The sequence below is a fragment of the Streptomyces sp. 2-1 genome (assembly GCF_048564895.1).
Lineage (GTDB): Bacteria > Actinomycetota > Actinomycetes > Streptomycetales > Streptomycetaceae > Streptomyces > Streptomyces phaeochromogenes.
Genome location: NZ_CP183383.1, coordinates 3,022,955 through 3,041,706 on the forward strand (window position 1 = coordinate 3,022,955; position 18,752 = coordinate 3,041,706).

Annotated in this window: 20 protein-coding genes; 4 read left to right on the forward strand and 16 right to left on the reverse strand. The window is 71.2% G+C overall.

Translation table 11 applies throughout. The features are described 5' to 3' along the window. Positions 1-53 precede the first annotated feature (53 nt). On the forward strand, positions 54-824 hold the full coding sequence (locus tag ACN20J_RS13305; protein ID WP_419665950.1) for an SDR family oxidoreductase: 771 nt from the start codon (positions 54-56) through the stop codon (positions 822-824). Positions 825-864: 40 nt separating this feature from the next. Here ACN20J_RS13305 and ACN20J_RS13310 read toward each other — a convergent pair whose 3' ends face one another. Both ACN20J_RS13310 and ACN20J_RS13315 read right to left on the reverse strand, forming a co-directional pair. Then, positions 865-1,797, reverse strand: a complete 933-nt coding sequence (locus tag ACN20J_RS13310) for a LysR family transcriptional regulator (protein ID WP_419665951.1) — start codon at positions 1,795-1,797, stop codon at positions 865-867. A 94-nt stretch (positions 1,798-1,891) separates the two neighbouring features. After that, on the reverse strand, positions 1,892-3,352 hold the full coding sequence (locus ACN20J_RS13315; RefSeq protein ID WP_190230240.1) for an alkaline phosphatase PhoX: 1,461 nt from the start codon (positions 3,350-3,352) through the stop codon (positions 1,892-1,894). Between the two features lie 322 nt (positions 3,353-3,674). Between ACN20J_RS13315 and ACN20J_RS13320 the strand changes: the two genes are divergently transcribed. Beyond that, positions 3,675-3,899: a hypothetical protein gene (locus ACN20J_RS13320; protein WP_246575375.1), complete on the forward strand. Its 225-nt coding sequence runs from the start codon at positions 3,675-3,677 to the stop codon at positions 3,897-3,899. A gap of 330 nt (positions 3,900-4,229) precedes the next feature. Here the strand turns inward: ACN20J_RS13320 and ACN20J_RS13325 are convergent, their stop codons facing one another. Continuing rightward, complete coding sequence (locus ACN20J_RS13325) at positions 4,230-5,657, reverse strand: hypothetical protein (RefSeq protein WP_419665952.1); 1,428 nt, start codon at positions 5,655-5,657, stop codon at positions 4,230-4,232. A gap of 442 nt (positions 5,658-6,099) precedes the next feature. On the opposite strand from ACN20J_RS13325, the gene ACN20J_RS13330 reads away from it, so the two are divergent. Beyond that, on the forward strand, positions 6,100-7,932 hold the full coding sequence (locus tag ACN20J_RS13330) for an endonuclease/exonuclease/phosphatase family protein (RefSeq protein WP_419665953.1): 1,833 nt from the start codon (positions 6,100-6,102) through the stop codon (positions 7,930-7,932). Positions 7,933-8,044: 112 nt separating this feature from the next. On the opposite strand, the gene ACN20J_RS13335 is transcribed toward ACN20J_RS13330, so the two are convergent. The 7 genes from ACN20J_RS13335 to ACN20J_RS13365 all read right to left on the reverse strand — a co-directional run bounded on the left by ACN20J_RS13335 (position 8,045) and on the right by ACN20J_RS13365 (position 12,350). Beyond that, entirely contained in the window at positions 8,045-8,782 is a 738-nt protein-coding gene (locus ACN20J_RS13335) for an SRPBCC family protein (protein ID WP_189840507.1), read from the reverse strand. 29 nt (positions 8,783-8,811) lie between these two features. Then, positions 8,812-9,492: an ArsR/SmtB family transcription factor gene (locus ACN20J_RS13340; protein ID WP_190230243.1), complete on the reverse strand. Its 681-nt coding sequence runs from the start codon at positions 9,490-9,492 to the stop codon at positions 8,812-8,814. A gap of 130 nt (positions 9,493-9,622) precedes the next feature. Beyond that, entirely contained in the window at positions 9,623-10,324 is a 702-nt protein-coding gene (locus ACN20J_RS13345; protein WP_419668878.1) for an antibiotic biosynthesis monooxygenase, read from the reverse strand. 215 nt (positions 10,325-10,539) lie between these two features. Further along, the gene (locus ACN20J_RS13350) at positions 10,540-11,082 is read right to left on the reverse strand and encodes a DUF3618 domain-containing protein (protein WP_364197780.1); all 543 of its coding nucleotides are present in this window, start codon (positions 11,080-11,082) and stop codon (positions 10,540-10,542) included. Next, positions 11,079-11,492 (reverse strand): phage holin family protein, encoded by a 414-nt coding sequence (locus ACN20J_RS13355; protein WP_361904079.1) that lies wholly within the window; start codon positions 11,490-11,492, stop codon positions 11,079-11,081. Before ACN20J_RS13355 ends, ACN20J_RS13350 begins: the two co-directional genes overlap by 4 nt. Before the next feature lie 49 nt (positions 11,493-11,541). Further along, a complete protein-coding gene (locus ACN20J_RS13360) occupies positions 11,542-12,222 on the reverse strand; it encodes a hypothetical protein (RefSeq protein ID WP_189840503.1) in 681 nt (226 codons plus the stop codon). After that, entirely contained in the window at positions 12,219-12,350 is a 132-nt protein-coding gene (locus ACN20J_RS13365; RefSeq protein WP_257678063.1) for a hypothetical protein, read from the reverse strand. Before ACN20J_RS13365 ends, ACN20J_RS13360 begins: the two co-directional genes overlap by 4 nt. A 173-nt stretch (positions 12,351-12,523) precedes the next feature. On the opposite strand from ACN20J_RS13365, the gene dapA reads away from it, so the two are divergent. Further along, complete coding sequence (gene dapA, locus ACN20J_RS13370; protein WP_419665954.1) at positions 12,524-13,441, forward strand: 4-hydroxy-tetrahydrodipicolinate synthase; 918 nt, start codon at positions 12,524-12,526, stop codon at positions 13,439-13,441. Here dapA and ACN20J_RS13375 read toward each other — a convergent pair. From ACN20J_RS13375 to ACN20J_RS13400, 6 genes are all read right to left on the reverse strand, one after another. Beyond that, a complete protein-coding gene (locus ACN20J_RS13375) occupies positions 13,438-14,661 on the reverse strand; it encodes a WD40 repeat domain-containing protein (protein ID WP_189840501.1) in 1,224 nt (407 codons plus the stop codon). The genes dapA and ACN20J_RS13375 overlap by 4 nt on opposite strands. Further along, complete coding sequence (locus ACN20J_RS13380) at positions 14,658-15,224, reverse strand: SigE family RNA polymerase sigma factor (protein ID WP_189840500.1); 567 nt, start codon at positions 15,222-15,224, stop codon at positions 14,658-14,660. Before ACN20J_RS13380 ends, ACN20J_RS13375 begins: the two co-directional genes overlap by 4 nt. 284 nt (positions 15,225-15,508) lie before the next feature. Beyond that, complete coding sequence (gene dapD, locus ACN20J_RS13385; protein ID WP_189840499.1) at positions 15,509-16,498, reverse strand: 2,3,4,5-tetrahydropyridine-2,6-dicarboxylate N-succinyltransferase; 990 nt, start codon at positions 16,496-16,498, stop codon at positions 15,509-15,511. A gap of 119 nt (positions 16,499-16,617) precedes the next feature. Further along, on the reverse strand, positions 16,618-17,526 hold the full coding sequence (locus ACN20J_RS13390) for a CU044_5270 family protein (protein WP_361922426.1): 909 nt from the start codon (positions 17,524-17,526) through the stop codon (positions 16,618-16,620). A 1-nt stretch (position 17,527) separates the two neighbouring features. Further along, positions 17,528-18,121 carry an RNA polymerase sigma factor gene (locus tag ACN20J_RS13395; protein ID WP_359730418.1) on the reverse strand — a complete coding sequence of 198 codons (594 nt, stop codon included), beginning with the start codon at positions 18,119-18,121 and terminating at the stop codon, positions 17,528-17,530. Positions 18,122-18,209: 88 nt separating this feature from the next. Then, the gene (locus ACN20J_RS13400; RefSeq protein WP_189840496.1) at positions 18,210-18,746 is read right to left on the reverse strand and encodes a TetR/AcrR family transcriptional regulator; all 537 of its coding nucleotides are present in this window, start codon (positions 18,744-18,746) and stop codon (positions 18,210-18,212) included. Between the last annotated feature and the right edge of the window lie 6 nt (positions 18,747-18,752).

Here is an 18,752-nt window from a genome sequence, read left to right on the forward strand (position 1 = left end):
ACTCGACGAGGTACGCACCACGACGTACCCGCACAGCTGAAAGAGCAGGCGGCATGACCACAACCGAAAACGAATCAGGAACGCAGGAACTCAAGGGAAAGCGGGCCCTGGTCACAGGTGGTTCTCGCGGAATAGGAGCGGCCATCGTGCGCCAACTCCTGGACGCGGGCGCCGAGGTGCTCACGACGGCCAGGTCGGCGACGAGCACGGTGCCCGAGGGAGCTGCTTTCGTGGCGGCCGACGTACGGACACGGGCCGGCGCGGAGGCGATCGCCGCGGCCGCGCAGGAAGTGCTCGGCGGGGTGGACGTCCTGGTCCACAACGCGGGTGGGGCGCAACCGTACGCGAGCACTTCCGACATCCCCGACGAGGAGTGGCAGGACCAACTGGACCTGAACTACCTGTCCTCGGTGCGGCTGGACTCGCTGCTGGTACCGGGGATGCGGGAACGGCGTTCGGGCGTGATCGTGCATGTCTCCTCGGCCGCGGTGCCCGCCACGCCACCGCCGTTCCTGCACTACACGGCGGCGAAGGCGGCGCTGGAGAACTACAGCCGGGGCCTGGCCCTGGAGCTGGCCCCGTCCGGGATCCGGGTCAACACCGTGACTCCCGGCAGGACCGTCACCCCCGGCGGCGAACTGACGCGGGAGCAGTGGGCGCGCCTGGACCCGACGCAGGGCGAGAGCACCGCCACCGTGCCGCTGGGGCGCGAGGGTCAGCCCGACGACATCGCCGACGCGGTGCTGTTCCTCGCGTCCGAGCGGGCGAGCTGGGTGACAGGGAGCAATCTCGTGGTGGACGGCGGCGAATTCCCCAGGGGCTGACGCCAACGGAACCACTGCTCGCCCGTCGGGACACCGCCCGTCAGAACACCGACGAGAAGGAAGCAGAAGCGGACTCGGACCGGGTAGACCCAGACCAGGTCGACTCGGACCAGGTCTCCTTGCGCAGGAGTTCGAGCAGGGCCGTCTCCGCCGGACCCGCCCCGTGCCGGAGCACGGCGATGACGGGCTGGGACACGACCGGGAACACCGGACGCGCGAGGTGCTCGTAGCCGTGGGGCACCGCGGAGGCCGGGACGAGCGTCACTCCCAGCCCGTGGGCGGCCCAGCGCACAGCAGTCGCCGTCTGGGACACGCGGGCGACCGGGGTCGGGGTCAGGTCGTTGTCCCGCAGCACGTTCAGCAGCACGCCGTCGAGCGCGCTGTCGCGGTCGAACCTCACCCACGGCTCGCCCTCCAGCTCGCGCAGCTCGACCCGGTCCGCGGCGAGCAGCCGGTGCCCGGCGCCCAGCACCACGACGAAGTTCTCGTCGCCGAGGTGGTGGGCGTCGGAGGGGCTCCGCTCGCAGGCCGCCATCAGCGCGAGGTTCACCGCGCCCCGGCGGCACAGCCGCTCCAGTTCGGCGGAGCTCGGCTCCTCGAAGACGGTGACCTCGAGCCGCGGGAAGCGGCGACGCAGCGTGCCCAGGGCGCCCGGCAGCTGCCGCGTGCCGAAGCCCATCTGGGCCGCGACGACCATCTCGCCCACCAGCTCGTCGGCACCGGCCCGTGCCGTCGCCCTCGCCCGCCGTGACGCGCTGACCGCGACCTCCGCCTCCCGCAGGAACGCGCGGCCGACCACGGTGGGCACCAGTCCGGTCGGCGTGCGGGCGAACAGCTGCACGCCGAGTTCCCGCTCCAGGCCGCGGATCTGCTGGGACACCGACGGCTGGGCGACGTGCAGCAGCTCCGCCGCCGCCGTCACCGAGCCCTCCTCGGCAACGGCCAGGGCGTACTCGTACTGGCGAAGGCTCATCGGCTCCGGTCTCCTCCCGCGTCGCAACAAGAGCGACAACACGGGAGGCGACAGCTTTACTCCATGCCCGAGGGCGCTGCGTACGAACCGGAGTTCAGCCGCGCTTCTGACGCCGCCAGGGACCGGTGATCGCCAGCATGATGCCGGGCTCCTGGATGTTGGCGTACAGCGTCTTTCCGTCGGGCGAGAAGGTGACGCCGGTGAACTCGCTGAACTCGGGCTCCTCCTCGGAGCCGATGTTGAGGTCGTTGCGGGCGATGGGGTACGTACGGCCGCTGTCGGTCGCGCCGAAGAGGTGTGAGACGCCCTCGCCGTCCTCGGCGATGACGAGTCCGCCGTACGGGGAGACGGTGATGTTGTCGGGACCGTCGAAGGCGCCGTCCACCGACGGGTCGGGGTTGACGCCGAGGAGGACCTTCAGGGTCAGCGTGCGGCGCTTGGGGTCGTAGAACCAGACCTGGCCGTCGTGCTGGACGGGGCTCTCCGCACGGGCGTACGACGAGACGATGTACGCGCCGCCGTCGCCCCACCACATGCCTTCGAGCTTGCGGGCGCGGGTGATCTCACCGGCGCCGAACTGCTTGCGCACGTCGACGGTCTTCGCGTCGCGGTCGGGGACGTCCACCCAGTCGACGCCGTACACCGTGCCGATCTTCGTGGCGCGGGAGAGGTCGTCGATGAAGTGGCCGCCGGAGTTGTAGCACTTGGGGGCCTGGAGGACGCCCGCGTCGTCGGCGAGGGCGCGGAACCTGCCGTGGCCGTAGTGGAAGCCCTTGGGCGGGGTCCAGCGGTAGAAGAGGCCGTTGGGGCCGGACGCGTCCTCGGTGAGATAGGCGTGGCCGCGCTTGGGGTCGATGACGACGGCCTCGTGGTCGTACCGGCCGAAGAACTTCAGGGGCTTGGGGTTGCGGTTGGCACGGCGGTCGGAGGGGTCGACCTCGAAGACGTAGCCGTGGTCCTTGGTCATGCCGTTGACGCCGGCGCGGTCGGAGTTCTCCTCGCAGGTGAGCCAGGTGCCCCAGGGGGTGCTGCCGCCCGCGCAGTTGGTGGAGGTGCCCGCGATGCCGACCCACTCGGCGACCGCGCCGCCCGGGCGCACCTCGACGACCGTGCAGCCGCCGGACGCGGCCGGGTCGTAGACGAGGCCCTCGGTGAGCGGGACCGGGTACTTCCAGTTGGCGCGCGGGCCCTTCAGCTCGTGGTTGTTGACGAGGAGGGTCGTGCCGCGCGGGCCGTCGAAGGTGGCCGTGCCGTCGTGGTTGGAGGGGGTGAACTCGCCCGACTCCAGCTTGGTCTTCCCGCTGTACGTGATGACGCGGTACCGGAACCCGGCGGGCAGCGCGAGGACGCCCTTGGGGTCGGGCAGCAGCGGGCCGTAGCCGACGGCTCCGCCGTGCCCTCCGCCGTGCCGGTCGGCGTCGTCTCCCATGGTCTCGGTGTCCGTGGACGCGAGGGCGCCGGGCGCGGTGGCGAGCGTACCGACGCTGCCGACCAGGGCGACACCGGCGCCGGTGATCGCGGATCGTCTGGCGAAGTCCCTGCGGGTGAGCGACATGCTGTCTCCTGTGACGGTGGAGTGTGACCGTGGCGAGGGGTGACGCGTGGAGGGTGGCGGACCCGACTGTCGGCCACACGGTCCCGCCCGTGACTGAACGCCGGTTGAACGCGGGCCGACTTCCCAGGGCTCGCTTGCGTGAATCCGGCCGGATCCGGTGGGGTCCCGGTCGGATCCGGTGGGATCCGGTGGGATCCGGCCTCTTCCGCCCGTCCGGAGCAATGCCGCCCCGTACGGCCCATCAGTCCTCGCATGCGAACTGTTGGTCGGAATAATCTCCATACCAAGGACCCGTACGACCACCCATGGGAGGCGAGCCGAAGTGGACGCGCGTCAGGCGAGCCACCGCCATGAGGAACGGCTGATGGCGCTGGCCAATGTGACCGGGGTCGGGAGTGGGCGTGACGAGGAGTCCGGCGAGGACGTCATCGTCGTCTTCGTCACCCGCAAGGTCCCCCGCGACCGGCTCCGCCCCGAGGACGTGGTCCCGGACGAACTGGACGGCATCCCGGTCCGGGTCCTGGCGATGGGCGAGGAAGAGCCCTGACGACCTGGTGTTTCTTCGCCCCGCCGCCCCTACCCGTCCCGTCCCCTGGGGGCTGCCGCCCCCAGACCCCCGCATCGCGCTGAACGCGCTCGTCCTCAAACGCCGGACGGGCTGAGTGGGTGGGCGGGGCTGATGGGGGTGGGTGGGTTGACCGGGGTGGGTGGGGGATCGGCCTGAACGGCCTCGTCCTCAAACGCCGGACGGGCTGAAGGTGTCGGCCCCGGCCGCAATGTATTCAGCCCCTCCGGCGTTTGAGGAGCGGGGGTTCGGGGGCGGAGCCCCCGAGTAAGGGACGGGAATGGGTAGGGGCGGCGGGGGCGAAGAACCCCCCTACCCCCCTTGCTGCGACCGCGCCTTGAACGCAGCCTTCCGCGCCTCCTTGGCCACCCTCTTGTCCGGGTGCAGCCGTCCCATCGCCTCCAGCACATCCGGCGTGGCAGGGTGATCCACCCGCCAGGCCGCCGCGAAGAACCCCCCGTGCTGCGCCGCAAGCCCCTCGACAAGCGCCTGCAACTCCGCGGAGTTCCCCTCCGCGGCAAGCTGCGCGGCAATCGTGTCGACGGTCAGCCAGAAGACCATCCCCTCGGACGGCGGAGGCACGTCCGAGGCCCCCCGCTCGGTGAGCCAGACCCGGGCGAGCCCGCCCAGCTCGGCATCGTCGAGCACGTCACGGAGCGCGGGCGAGGCCTCCGTACCGACCAGCGAGAGAGCCTGCTGGCAGCGCAGCCGCCGCAGCGGCGCCCCGGCGTCGGCCCCCTTCGCCGCCGCGAGCAACTCCCGCGCCGCGGCGAGGGGTTCACGCCGGTCGAGCCACTGCTCGGTCTCGGCCTGCGCGGCGGCCGGCGGAAACGCGGAGGTGCTGTCGAGCAGCACGTCCGCCCCCTTGTCCGCGAGGTCGCCCACCGCGGGCGCCGCGAACCCGACTTCGAGGAGCCGGGCCCGGATCCCGTACACCCCGAGGGGGGTGAGCCGCACCATCCCGTACCGGGAGACGTCCGTGTCGTCGACGGGCGCCGCGGGCTCCTCGTCGGCATCGGCCATGAGGGCCTCGTCGACGGGCTGGAAGTCGACGAGCCCGATCGGCTCAAGGAGCCGGAACTGGTCGTCGAGCCGCATCATCGCGTCCGACACCTGCTCCAGGACGTCGTTGGTGGGCTCCCCCATGTCGTCGGGCACGATCATCGAGGCGGCGAGCGCGGGCAGCGGCACCGGGCCGTCGCCGGGCCCGTCCTCGCTGGAGGTCAGCAGGTAGAGGTTGCCGAGGACGCCGTCGAGGAACTCCGCCTCGGCCTCCGGGTCCCAGTCCAGCTCGGAGAAGTCGATCTCGCCGCCCTCGCCCATGGCCTCCACGATGTCGTCGAGATCGGGCACGCCGGCGTCGGCGAGCACCGCCTCGAGGGCGGCGAGCCACAGTCCCAGCACGTCCTGGGGTGCTCCGGAGAGGACGAGCGCCAGGTCGGCGCCCGCGGTGACGGTGCCCTCCTCCTCGTCCACGACCTCGACGAGCCCGGTGTCGACGGCGACCCGCCAGGCCTCGCTGGCATAGGCAGCGGCATCCCCGCCGTCGAGGCCGAGCTCCGCGGCGGCGGCCGGCAGCTGCTCCTCGACGAGTTCGCCGCCGGCCCCGACCCGGGTGTCAGGACCGGCCCAGCGGGCGAGCCGCACGGCACGCGAGAGAAGCGGCGTGGCGAGGGCGTCCCGCGCGAGCTCCGCTTCGGAGTGCAGACGCACCGGCGGCAGGGGGGAACTGTCTGACATCGGCTGGTTCTCCTAGGACGAACGTTCGGGCGTACATCTCGGACGTACACGAGGCCCGCGGGCCGCCCGGGAAAACGCCTGCCGGCCGCCCCGGACACGCGACCTCAGCCTAGACGGATTTGGACCCATGCCGCCCGGTTCATGAACCTGTCAGAAGTGTTAACTCGGGAAACCTTGACAAGTGCCGTGGCCAGACACGAGATTGACGCGCGTAGAAACTCACGAGTAGCAGTGCATCGCGACTTCTACGCGCGTCACGGACCGCCCCACCGGTTACGGCTCCCCCACGCTTCACCCCTGCCTTTGTTCCACAGCTCCGCCGCTCCACCCTCGTCTTCGCTCCACCCACGTACGCGTCTGTACTCGTTCCACCGCTCCACCCACGTCCGTTCACCGCGCCACCCTCGTCCCGGCGCCCACGCACGTCCCCGGAGGGATCCCGTTGCCGAGCAAGTCTTCCGCACGCATAGCCGCGCTCACCGTCGCCGCCGTCTGTTCCACGGTCTCCGCGGTGGTCGTCACCTCGCCCGCCCACGCGGACGCCGTGGCCGTCCATGACATCCAGGGCTCCACCCGTACGTCCCCGCTCGCGGGCCAGCAGGTCACGGACGTGGCCGGCATCGTCACGGGCACGAGAACCTACGGTTCGTCCCGCGGTTTCTGGATCCAGGGTCCGTCCGCGGACGACGACCCGGCCACCAGTGAGGGCATCTTCGTCTTCACCAGCTCCACGCCGAAGGTCGCCGTCGGCGACTCGGTCACCGTCTCGGGCACGGTCACGGAGTTCGTGCCGGGCGGCGCCGCGTCCGGCAACCAGTCGGTCACGGAGATCACCCGGCCGACGGTGACGGTGGTGTCGAGCGGCAACGCGCTCCCCAAGGCCACGGTCATCGACAGCCGTTCCGTACCTGCCGCGTACACGCCCGAGGGCGACACGGCGGCGAACGGTTCGGTGGGCGCCCTGACGCTGCGGCCGAAGAAGTACGCCCTCGACTACTACGAGTCGCTGGAGGGCATGAACGTCGCGATCGGCTCCTCGCGTGTGGTCACCGCGACCGACCCGTTCTCCGAGCTCTGGGTGACGGTCAAGCCGCACGAGAACCCGACCCGCCGCGGCGGCACGGTCTACGGCGCGTACTCCTCGCAGAACACCGGCCGGCTCCAGATCCAGTCGCTGATCCCGACCGCCACCGAGCCGTTCCCCACGGCGAACGTCGGTGACACCCTCAAGGGCACCACCGAGGGCCCGCTCGACTACAACCAGTTCGGCGGCTACACGCTGACCGCCCGCACCCTGGGCACGGTGAAGGCCGGCGGCCTGGAGCGCGAGACGACGCGCAAGCAGTCGCGTTCGGAGCTGGCGGTGGCGACGTACAACGTCGAGAACCTCGACCCGACGGACGCCACGTTCGCCGCCCACGCGGCCGCGATCGTGGACCACCTGCAGTCGCCCGACATCGTGTCCCTGGAGGAGATCCAGGACAACAACGGCGCGAAGAACGACGGTACGGTCGCCGCCGACCAGACGATGCAGAAGCTGATCGACGCGATCGTCGCCGCGGGCGGCCCGGCGTACGAGTGGCGCTCCATCGACCCGGTGAACCTCGCCGACGGCGGCGAGCCGGGCGGCAACATCCGCCAGGCGTTCCTCTACAACCCGGAGCGCGTGTCGTTCGTGGACCGCGCGGGCGGCGACGCCTCGACGGCCGTCGGCGTGACGAAGGTGCACGGCAAGGCGCAGCTGACCCTCTCGCCGGGCCGTATCGACCCGGCGAACGCCGCCTGGACGAACAGCCGCAAGCCGCTCGCGGGCGAGTTCACCTTCCGCGGCAAGTCGGTCTTCGTGATCGCGAACCACTTCGCGTCGAAGGGCGGCGACCAGTCGCTGCACTCGCAGTTCCAGCCGCCGGCGCGCAGCTCGGAGACGCAGCGCCACCTCCAGGCGACCGCGGTGAACTCCTTCGTCAAGGACATCCTCGCGAAGCAGAAGAACGCGGACGTCGTGACGCTCGGCGACATCAACGACTTCGAGTTCTCGCAGACGACCAAGCTCCTGGAGGACGACGGCGCCCTGTGGTCGGCCGTCAAGTTCCTTCCGAAGAGCGAGCGTTACAGCTATGACTACCAGGGCAACAGTCAGGTCCTCGACCAGATCCTGATCAGCCCGTCGATCCGCAAGGACTGCGACTTCACGTACGACAGCGTGCACATCAACTCGGAGTTCTCCGACCAGATCAGCGACCACGACCCGCAGGTGCTGCGGTTCCGCCCGTAGTCACCGGGGGAAGCCCGTAGTCACCACAGGAAACACGTAGTCGCTGCGGGAACACGCCGGTGAGCCCGGCCCCACGTCAGGGGGCCGGGCTCACCGGTGTCTCCGTGGAACGTCAGGCCCCGAAGGCCCGGTTCAGCCAGCCCTGCCAGGCCGCCTCGTTCCCCTTGGCGTCGGCGCCCGGAGCGAAGTCGTGGACGCTCATGCCGACGGGCGCGCCCCAGTGGTTGCGTCCGAAGAAGCGGATGAGGGCGTCGTCGGTGCGCAGCCCGATGAAGTACGGGTTGCGGAAGTCGACGACGGCGTCCAGCACTTGGCCGTCGGGTCCCTGGGCCCGTACACGCGCTCCCTCGGCGGTGTCGTCCGCGAGGCCGAGCGCCCGGCCGACGGCGGCGAAGGCGTCGGCCCCCTTGGACGCCTCGGGCCCGTCGAACGTGGCGAAGGCCGCAGGCCTGGCCGCGAACTTCGTCAGGTACTCGCGCAGGGTGTGGAGGTAGAAGTCGGTGTGCCTGCTCGCCCCGTCGTACTGGTTGTCCCAGTCGTCGACGAAGATCCCGCTGTGTACGTACCGCACCCAGGCGCGCCGGCCCTCGTCGCGCGGCTCGACGGTGTAGTCGAGCTGGTTGAGGGTCTGCCCGGCGACCTCGTCGACGCCCTCGAGGCGGTTGGTGTACTTGTGCGGCGGGTCCCAGGCGGTGACCGTGGATCCCCAGGGGCCCCGGCCGCCCTCACGTGGCTCGGGGGGCTCCATCGGCCACAGCCAGCCGCCGGTGCCGCTGGTGACGGCGTCCCACACCTGGTCGGGTGTGGCGTCGACCTCGAACTCGCGGGCGATCTCGAATTCCTTGGACATGGTGTGCTCCTGCGCGTCAACTAGGCGTGTCAGTCGGTGAGTTCGGGCACCGCTGCGGGCGCCTCGGAAGCCTTGGGACCCTCGGACGTACCGGATGCGTCGGCCGCATCGGCCGCACCGGACGTCTCAGGTTTGACCGTGGGGTGGACGGCCACGACGATCCGGTGGTCGCGGCCCCCCTCGGCGTCTGGGGAGTCGTACTTGCGGATCAGGGCGCCGACACCGGCCGTCAGCTCCTGGATGAACGCGGCCCGGTCGGCGGCGGAGGCGAAGCGCACCTCGCCGTCCAGCGCGTACGTGGCGAGCCGCTGGCGGGCCTTCGTGGCACCCGTGATGAGCGTGCCGACGTCCCGCACCAGCCGGGCGCCGAGGGCGAGCAGCCACCGCGCCGAGAGCTGGTCCCGGAAGCGGTCCGGGTCGGGCTGCACGGCGGCGAGGGCGATCGGCGAGATGACGTACGACGCCGCCGTCGCCCTCATCAGCCGCTCGGTGACGTTCCCCTTGCGGCGCTCCCCCGCGAGCTCGACCAGGCCGTGCCGCTCCAGCGCCTTCAGGTGGTAGTTCACCTTCTGCCTCGGCAGCCCGACCTTGCCGGCCAGCATGGCGGCCGACGCGGGTCCGGCCGCCAGCTCGGCCAGGAGTCGGCCCCTTATGGGGTCCAGCGAGGCGGCGGCTGCCGCCGGGTCCTCGATCACGGTCACGTCCAACATGACTCCACCGTCTCACCGAAAACTTTTTTTGTCCAGACGGTTCCTGTTGTCGGTGTCAGTCCGTGTCAGTGGTCTTCGGTGTCAGTGGTCTTCTTGACGGCCCGCGCCGTCGTTCACCGTGAACCGGTGATCACTCGGGGACGAGGCCGAGGGCGTGGGTGTAGCGGTGGACCGTGGACTGCTTCAGACCGGGGTACGTCTGTACGCGCTCCCACTCGGGCGTACGGGATCCGACGCCGCCGCCCGGCGAGGCCAGCGCGTCGATGTGGGCCTGCGCGGTCTCCCACTCGGCGTAGTTGAGGACCTTCGTACCGTCGGTGCTCAGGTGGAAGTGGGCGGAGATCCCGCCGGGACTGAGGTCCGGCTCGCTCTCCAGGGCCTCGAACACGGCGTCCACCCAGGCGCGTTGACGGTCGGGGTCCGGTCCCTCGAACTCGATCTCGACGATCACGACGCACCCCGGGATCCTGGTCTCCGCCTCCTGGGTGCCGCTGCGGTAGCGCCGGTAGCGGCCGAGCCCCACCCGCTCGATCCCGGGCACGGCCACGTCGACCTCGTCCACGCGCTCCTGCCGGTGGACCTTCACGAACGCCTCGTAGTCCTGCTCGCTCCGCCACTGCGAGTGGTGCAGCAGGGTCGTGCCGTCCTCCCCGGTGTAGACGTGGTACCCGAGCAGCCCCTCGGCCGGCCACGCCCGGCGCTCCCAGGTGGCGGCGATCGCCTCGACCGTCTCCTTCTGCCGCTCGGGCGTCCCCACCTGCCAGGTACTGAAGAAGGGCGCTCCCACCTCGGGGCGGGTCATCGCGGGATGCGCATCGGTACGACGGGTCATCACGAACTCCAGTGATCGCTGATCGGTGTCCACGACCCCACCCTCGGACCTCAACCCAACTTCAAGTCAAGCACCGGCAGCACGGACGGGGTCCGGCCTCCCGCCGGGCGACAACGGGCACACGACCGAGCGGCGGGCCCGAATGGATCGGCCCCGCCGCTCGCCGTACGGCACCGGTCAGCGACCGGAGCCCGAGGTGTGTACCGGTGTGCGTATCAGTGGTGTCCGTTGTGTCGCCGCCGCAGCAGGCCCGCCGCGACCACCACTCCGGCCCCGGCGATCAGTACGGGCCGGGGGTGCCGCTTTCCGGCCTGGACGGCATTGGTCACGGCCGTGCGCACCGGCTGGGGCACGTTGTCCTGGACGGCGTGACCGGCCTGCGTGGCCCTGCTCTGCACCACGTGCCCTGCCTGCACGGCCTTGTCCTGCACGACATGACCGGCCTGGACGGCCTTGTCCTGCACCACGTGTCCGGCCTCAACAGCCTTGCCCTGTACGACGTGTCCGGCCTCGGTGGCCTTGTCCTGCACGGCGTGGCCGGCCTCGGACGCCTTGCCCTTCAGCTCGGCGCCCCGGGCCCGCGCACGGGCCTTCACGTCGGCCTTGGCGGCCAACTCCTCGACGGTGTCGCCGAGTTGCCCCCGGGTCTCCTGGATCTGCTGTCGCAGCTCGTCCGGGCCCTTCGCGCCGCCGACGGCTTTTCCGGCCGCCTTGTCGGCAGCCTTGCCGGGCTCCACGGGATCGTTGCTGTCCTTCATCGGTGCGCCCTTTCCTTGATCTCGTCGACGTCGGCCCGGACGCTGTCGAGCGCCTCCTCGGGCATCGGCGGGACTGCGCGCCCGAGCTGGGCCCGGCCCGTCCTCGCCAGCACGCCCGCGACCAGGAAGAGCACGGCCGTGACGATGAGCGCCGCCGCCCACACGGGCAGCACGAGGGCGAGCGCGGCCGCACCGGTCGCGGCCAGGGCCATCAGCCCCACGTAGGCGACGGCACCGGCCGCACCCAGCAGCCCGCCGCCGCGTCCCATGCGCCGGCCCTTCTGCGCCAGCTCCTCCTTCGCGAGCCGCACTTCCTGTCGTACGAGCTCGGAGAGCTGTTCGGTGGCCTGTCCGACGAGTTCACCGACCGAGTGCTGCTCGCCCGGCCGCCGGTCCGTAGCTCCGGTCACGGCGTCCCTCCTTTCGTCCGGGACGCCCGAGTACCCTGCCGGGCCGCCGTCACCCCTGTCCGGACCCACGATCGCCGAGTCGTGCCAGCTGGCTCTGGAACCAGTCGAGCCTGGCCTGCAGCAGGGCCGCCTCCGCGACGAGTTCGGAGACGCCGAGCCCCTCGGGCAGGCCGTCACCAGCGCCCGGTACGGCGCCTCCCCCGGCCCGTACCCGCAGCCCTTCCCCGCCCAGCCGGGCGAAGGTCGCGAGCGACACCGCCGTACGGCCGCGCACGCATCCGGCGCAGGAGGCCGCGAAGCCCCGCCAGCCGGGCCGGCCCCATCCCGCGTCGGCCAGCGCCACGGCGACGGCGCCGCACGCGCAGGGGCCGACCGTGGCGGTACGCACCCGCTGCCGCGCGTACCGGAAACCGAGCTCGAAGCGGATATAGGCGCCGAGGACCGTCACTTCGAGGAGTACGGCGCTGCGGTGCTCGGCGGTGCACAGCATGGCCTCGGCCGCCGTGCGCTCGTGCACGCAGTGGAAGCCGCAATCGCAGCGGCGGTGCGGTGCCCGGTGCCGCAGGCCGTAGACGCAGTGCGCCTCGTCCAGCACTCCGTACGGCAGCGCGCCGCCCAGCGACACACCGGTGAACCCGGCCCGGGTGCCGTCCTGGGACAGCATCGGGTGGGCGATCTTGAATCCGGTCGGCGGCTCCGCCGGACGTTCCTCGGGGAGCCGCACCCTCATCGCGCGACCGGAACCTCTTCGACGGCGGACTCCAACTCCTCGGTCTCCTCGGGGAGTCGGAGCTCTTCCTCGTCCAGGCGCGGCTGCTCCTCCGCGATCCCGGTGGCCAGTGCTTTGCCCAGCTTCATGACGCCTCCCGTGACAGACGACCTTCTACCGTCCCCGCCATGGTGACCGAAACGGGGGTGAGTGCCTAGACCGCCCCTGCCACGCCGAATGCCACAACCAATAAGAACCACTTAGCAATATCCCGTAGAAGAATTAAGTGGAGCTTCAGGATGGGTGTGTCGAGACTACCTCCATGACCTCACGACGCACCCCGCCCTTCGGCCGTGCCCTCTGCGCGATGATCACCCCCTTCACCGACGAGGGACTGCTGGACCTGGACGGTGCGCAGCGGCTGGCCGACCGGCTGGTCTCCGAGGGGTGCGACGGGCTGGTGCTGTCCGGGACGACCGGGGAGTCGCCGACCACGACGGACGCCGAGAAGTCGGCGCTCGTACGGGCGGTGGCGGACGCGGTCGGGGACCGCGCCGCGATCGTCGCAGGCATCGGGACCGCCGACACCCGCCACACCGTCGAGCTCGCCCTGGAGGCCGAAAAGGCGGGCGCGGACGGCCTGTTGGTGGTCACGCCGTACTACAGCAGGCCCCCGCAGGACGCCGTCGAGGCACACTTCCGCGCGATCGCGGACGCCTCCGGACTACCGCTCGCGCTGTACGACATCCCGGGCCGCACGGGGACGCGCATCGAGCCGGAGACGATGCTGCGGCTCGCCGGGCATCCGCGGATCGTGGCGGTGAAGGACTGCGCGTACGACCTGCTCGGCACCCAGAAGGTGCTGGCCCGCACGGAGTTGGCGTACTACACGGGCTGCGACGAGTACGTGCTCGCGATGTACGCGATCGGCGGTGCCGGATACATCAGCACGGTGGCGAATGTGACCCCGCGTCACTTCCGTTCGATCCTGGACGCGTTCGACGGCGGCGACCCGGACGAGGCGGTCCGGCTGCAGCAACTCACCATCCCGCTCACGGAGTTGATGATGGCCTCCGGCCTGCCCGGCTCGGTGACGGCGAAGGCCCTGCTGGGCGTCCTCGGTCTGCCCTCAGGACCGGTCCGGGCACCGCTGCGGCCCGCCGGCCGGGATGCGGTCGACGGGCTGCGGACGGCGTACGCGGAGCTGACGGCGCACTCCGACAGGGTGGGCGCGAGCTAGCGCGTGCTGAAAATCGGGCTCCACCGGCCGGGGTAGTCGTCGCTCGCCTTACGGAAGTCGCTCAGCGGTACGACCTTGTTGGTGCCGACGGTCACCAGAAGCAACTGGTTGCGGAACTCCCCCTTGCCGCTGCACTTCTTGGGGTCGCAGCCCCAGGCGATGAGCCGCTTGTTGTCGGCCCAGGCGAGGAGCTGCTGGGCCGGCAGCTTGGCGACACGCTTTCCGGTCCTCGCGTCGTTGACCGCGACGGCGATGTCCGTGCCATTGCCGGCGAAGTCCCCGCCGGCCAGCTTCCCGTCGGGCGAAATGCCCGCCTCGACGTAGGTGATGCGCTTCTCGTCCGGCGCGGGGACCTTGCCGCCGTCCAGGTCGTAGTACTCGCCGTAGGCGTCCGACATCGTGGAGGAGTAGACCAGCGACCCGTCGTGGCTCCAGTCGAAGTCCTCGCGCGTGTTCATGTTCGGGAAGCCGAACTCGTCCTTCAGCAGCGGCACCTCGTGCCAGTCGGACTCGCCGGAGGCCACGTCCACGATGGTGAAGCCGGTCCTACTGGGCACGGGGCCGGGCTCTTTCTTGCCGTTGACACTGATCGGGCGGTCCGCCAGGTAGCGGTCGGGGTTCTTCGCGTACGTGGTCGCGACGAGCCTCTTGCCGTCGGGCGAGAAGGCGACGCCGCCGACTCCGTGGTCCACCGGGATCCAGCGGTCCACCTTGCCGGTGATCAGGTCGAGCAGCCCGATGCGCTTGGCAGGCAGTTCCTGCTCCAGCACGGCGGCGGTGCGCGAACCGGGCGCGACGTCCAGGAAAGCCCACTTCCTGGTCTTCTCGTACTTGCCGGTCTTCTGGTTCAGCAGTCCGTAGGTGGGGGTGCGGATGACGTCCCCGTTGTCCTGCTTGACGTTCGAGGAAACGGAAAACGCGGCGAGCACGGCGTCCCCCGCCGCGATCAGGTCGCGCGGCGGCGACTGGTCGGGGTGCCCGATGATGTCGCTCTTGTTCATCTCACTCGCGGGCCGGACGTCGTCCCCACCGCCGTCCAGCAGCGGAACGGCCACCGCGACGGCGATCACGGCGGCGGTGACGGCCGCGGTGCCCGCGATCCTCCGGGACCGGCGCCGACGCCGGACGGCGAGCACCCGGTCGGCGAAGCCGGCAGGCACGGACACGCTGTCCACGGCCGTCTCACGGAGGGTGTCACGCACCAGTTCGTCGACGTTCACGGACGCACCTCCACGGGCGAGTAGTCACGGGACGGCCGCTGCTCGGCGTCGGCCGGGCCCAATGCGGCCAGTTCCGGCGCGAGAGCCCGCAGTTTGGCGAGCGAGCGGTGGGTGGTGGACCGCACGGTCCCCACCGAGCAGCCGAGGATCCGGGCCACGTCGGCCTCCGGCAGGTCCTCGAAGTAGCGCAGTACGAGTACGGTCCGCTGCCGGGCGGTCAGCCGGGCCAGCGCTCCGCGCATCACGATCCGCAGGTCGGCCGCGGAGGAGGCGTCCGCCGTGGCCGTCCCGCCCGTCCCCTCGGGCGGTTCGGCGACGGTCAGTTCCCGCCGCCGCCACTTCAGCCGCCATCGGCTCACCTGCTGGCGGTACAGGATCTGCCGTACGTACGCCTCCGGCTCATCGATCCGCTGCCACCGGCCGGCCGCCTTGATCAACGCGCTCTGCAACAGGTCCTCGGCCGCGTGCCTGTCCCCGCCGCTGAGCAGCACGGCGGTCTTCAGCAGCGCCGACGACCGGTTCTCCACGAACTCCCGGAACCGCTCGTGCCCTTGGGCATCCATCGTCACCTTCTCTTCCCCAGCGGGCTCTCCCCCGCTCCCACCCGTACAGACGCCCCGGGCGGGCCCTCGCTATGCCTGCCGGCCCGAGGAATTCTCACGGTCCGGTGGCGATTCCCCGCGCCCCCCCAAAAGACAAAAGCTAAGGGGCGCAGCCCCGCTTTCAGGGGCGCGGGGAACTGCGCGGCCAGCCCCACCCACCCGCACCCGAAATCCGACCCCCGAACAACCGAGCGCCCTCCCACACCAAGTGGAAGGGCGCTCGGTTCACAAAACCACCGCGGGACTCAGTTGTGACTGTGGAGAACCTCGTTGAGGCCACCCCACACCGCGTTGTTCGGCCGCGCCTCCACCGTCCCGGTGACCGAGTTCCGCCGGAACAGGATGTTGGACGCACCGGACAGCTCACGGGCCTTGACGATCTGCCCGTCGGGCATGGTGACCCGCGTCCCGGCGGTGACGTAAAGGCCCGCCTCGACGACGCACTCGTCACCGAGGGCGATCCCGACACCCGCCTCCGCCCCGATCAGGCACCGCTCGCCGATCGTGATGCGGACGTTGCCACCGCCGGACAGCGTGCCCATGGTGGACGCGCCGCCGCCGATGTCCGAGCCGTCGCCGACCACGACGCCGGCGGAGATGCGGCCCTCGACCATGGACGTGCCGAGCGTGCCGGCGTTGAAGTTCACGAAGCCCTCGTGCATGACCGTGGTGCCCTCGGCGAGGTGCGCGCCGAGGCGGACCCGGTCGGCGTCGGCGATACGGACGCCCTTGGGCGCCACGTAGTCCGTCATGCGCGGGAACTTGTCGATGGACGTCACGGCCAGGTGGAGGCCCTCGGCGCGGGCGTTCAGCCGGACCTTCTCCACGTCGTCCACGGCGACCGGGCCGAGCGAGGTCCAGGCGACGTTGGCGAGGTGGGCGAACAGGCCGTCGAGGCTCTGCCCGTGCGGCTGCACGAGGCGGTGCGAGAGGAGGTGCAGGCGCAGGTACGCGTCGTGCGCGTCGACCGGCTTCTCGTCGAGCGAGGCGATGACCGTGCGGACCGCGACCACTTCGACGCCACGGCGGGCGTCCGGGCCGATCGCTTTCACGGCGCCCTCGCCGAGCAGCTCCACCGCGCGCTCGGCGGACAGCCGCTCGGAGCCGGAGGGGCCGGGCTCGGCGGCCAGTTCGGGGGCCGGGAACCAGGTGTCGAGGACAGTTCCGTCGGCGGCGAGCGTGGCAAGCCCGGCGGCGACGGCGCCGGTGGTGCGAGTAGCAGTCGTGTCGGTCATGAGGGAAACCTAACCGGCCGGGGCCCACGGGTGCCAACCAGTGCGCCCGGCGTCTCAGGTGCCGGGCGCACCGGGGCCGGTCCGGCGGGGTCGCGCCGGAGGGACCGGGCCGGTCCAGGTCAGGGCCGCTGGTCCTTCCTGTCGACCACGGCCACGTCCAGTCGCACCCCGCTGATGACGGCGTCCCCCTTCTCCCACTGATCGCCGGCGCTCCGGGCCACCCACCGATGGCCGCTGTAGAGGTAGGTGCCGGGGTCCAGGAGGAGTTCGTCCCGGTTCGCCGTCGGGTCCGCGTTCCTGAGGTACACCGCGATGGCGTCGCGGCCCGCCGCGTCCTGGACCTGCGCGGCCCGTACGCCGGGAATCGTGGCCAGGGCCCGGTAGACCTTGGCGAGGTCCTCGGCGTCGTACGCGTATGCCCGGCTGAGGACGGCGGTGAGGGCCCGGTACTCGTGTTCGGTACGGGTCTCGGTCTTGTCGGTGGCGTAGAAGAACGCGCGTGCCTTCGCCCGTACCTTCTTCGGGTCGTCGGGCAGGGCCTTGAGGAACGCGTACTCCTCCCTCGGCGAGTGGTCGTCGCCCGCCTTCCCGTCCTCCATGGACGGGTCGGCGTACTTCATCCAGGTCTCGCTCGTCCCCGGCCGCGAGTCGTCCGTGAGGTTCACCTCGCCGCTCTTGACGTAGATCCACTGGCCGTCGCGGGCGGTGACCGAGGGACCGGCCGCGACCACGTCGGCGGCGTCGGTCAACAGGTCCTTCGCGCTGCCCAGTTCCAGGAAGTATGTCGACCGGGCGCCCGGCAGCGTCTCGTCCCCCTCGCCGCCCACGACCTGGGTGCCGAGCACCGCCGCCAGCGTGATCGCGGCAGCGGCTCCCACCGCGGCGAGCCGCCAGTCGGCGCGCAGGCCCCGGCTCCGGCGACCGCGCGTGGCCTCCCGCAGCAGCGCCTCACGCCCCGGGACGAGCCGTCCGCGCGGGGGCAGGGGTGTGTCGGCCCGCAGTTCGCGAACCGCCGTCATCTCGTCCATGTCAGACCACCTCCGGGGTGTCGGGCAGGAACGCAGGGTCGGCGCCCAGCGCCGTACGCACCTTGCGCCGGGCCCTGTTGAGCCGTGAGCGGACCGTCCCGACCGGGATGTCCAGTGCCTCGGCGACCTCCTGGTAGCTGAGGTCGGCCCAGGCGATGAGCAGCAGTACGTGCCGGTCCCCCGCGGGCAGTGCGGCGAGGGCTCCGGCGAGCGGTGCCTGTGCGGCGACCCGGCTGTCGGTCTCCTCGACCCAGGAGGCGGCGACGGGGTCGTGCCCGGTACGGGCCAGCGCCTTGAGCGCCCGCACCTCGGCGCGGCGCTGCTTGCCGATGAGGTTGCCGGCGATGCCGTACAGCCAGGGGCGTGCGTTGGTGCGGGTCAGGTCGTAGCGGCCGCGGATGCGGAATGCCGTGAGGAAGGTGTCCGCCGTGATGTCGTCGGCTGCGCCGTCCCCGAGGCGCCGGGTCACATACCGGTGGATGTCGGGCGCGTGCCGGTCGTAGAGCCGGGCGAACAGCTCCGGTTCCTCCAGCGACTGGGCGACGACCTCCGCGTCGTCGTGCACCCCGGCCTCAGGTGCCGGTGGTCCGGTCACAAGTCCTCCCCCTGCTTCGTCGTGCCGAGCCTTCCACCCCTGTTCCCCGCAGGGCCGCGAAAGGTTCACGCTCGACGGACGGGAGGTTTCAGGGGATCACCCGCGCCAGCACCTCGCGCGTGTACGCCTCGTCGTACTCCGCCCCCGTCACCAGCACCTGCAGACAGATCCCGTCCATCACCGCGACGAGGGCCCGCGCGGTGACGGGGTCCGTGCGGCAGCCGATCCGCTCGGCGAGGTCCTGGCACCACTCGGCGGCGACTGGCCGCAGCACGGGGCGGCGCAGGGCGGCGAGATAGAGCTCGTACTCCAGCTCCACGCTCGCGCGGTCGCCCCCCAGCCACTCGCCGAGGAGACCGGCGAGCTCACCGGCCAGATCGACCCCGGCGTCCTCCAGCGTGCCCCGCGAGGCGACGATCTTCGCGAAGCCCTCGTTCGTCTGGCGCAGCGCGGCGACCATGAGCTCGTCGAGGGTCTTGAAGTGGTACGTCGTCGAGCCGAGCGGCACATCGGCCTCGGCGGCGACCGAGCGGTGACTGAGCCCGCTGATGCCCTTGTCGGCCACGACACGGATCGCCGCGTCGATGATCCGCTGCCGCCGCTCGGGGTCGTAGCGCCTGACCATCAGCGG

Bases quoted from the DNA above. Each gene is read 5' to 3' on its own strand.
- ACN20J_RS13305 (WP_419665950.1), top strand. From the start codon at position 54: ATGACCACAACCGAAAACGAATCAGGAACGCAGGAACTCAAGGGAAAG.
- ACN20J_RS13310 (WP_419665951.1), bottom strand. From the start codon at position 1,797: ATGAGCCTTCGCCAGTACGAGTACGCCCTGGCCGTTGCCGAGGAGGGC.
- ACN20J_RS13315 (WP_190230240.1), bottom strand. From the start codon at position 3,352: ATGTCGCTCACCCGCAGGGACTTCGCCAGACGATCCGCGATCACCGGC.
- ACN20J_RS13325 (WP_419665952.1), bottom strand. From the start codon at position 5,657: ATGTCAGACAGTTCCCCCCTGCCGCCGGTGCGTCTGCACTCCGAAGCG.
- ACN20J_RS13335 (WP_189840507.1), bottom strand. From the start codon at position 8,782: ATGTCCAAGGAATTCGAGATCGCCCGCGAGTTCGAGGTCGACGCCACA.
- ACN20J_RS13340 (WP_190230243.1), bottom strand. From the start codon at position 9,492: ATGTTGGACGTGACCGTGATCGAGGACCCGGCGGCAGCCGCCGCCTCG.
- ACN20J_RS13345 (WP_419668878.1), bottom strand. From the start codon at position 10,324: ATGACCCGTCGTACCGATGCGCATCCCGCGATGACCCGCCCCGAGGTG.
- ACN20J_RS13350 (WP_364197780.1), bottom strand. From the start codon at position 11,082: ATGAAGGACAGCAACGATCCCGTGGAGCCCGGCAAGGCTGCCGACAAG.
- ACN20J_RS13360 (WP_189840503.1), bottom strand. From the start codon at position 12,222: ATGAGGGTGCGGCTCCCCGAGGAACGTCCGGCGGAGCCGCCGACCGGA.
- ACN20J_RS13365 (WP_257678063.1), bottom strand. From the start codon at position 12,350: ATGAAGCTGGGCAAAGCACTGGCCACCGGGATCGCGGAGGAGCAGCCG.
- dapA (WP_419665954.1), top strand. From the start codon at position 12,524: ATGACCTCACGACGCACCCCGCCCTTCGGCCGTGCCCTCTGCGCGATG.
- ACN20J_RS13380 (WP_189840500.1), bottom strand. From the start codon at position 15,224: ATGGATGCCCAAGGGCACGAGCGGTTCCGGGAGTTCGTGGAGAACCGG.
- dapD (WP_189840499.1), bottom strand. From the start codon at position 16,498: ATGACCGACACGACTGCTACTCGCACCACCGGCGCCGTCGCCGCCGGG.
- ACN20J_RS13390 (WP_361922426.1), bottom strand. From the start codon at position 17,526: ATGGACGAGATGACGGCGGTTCGCGAACTGCGGGCCGACACACCCCTG.
- ACN20J_RS13400 (WP_189840496.1), bottom strand. From the start codon at position 18,746: ATGGTCAGGCGCTACGACCCCGAGCGGCGGCAGCGGATCATCGACGCG.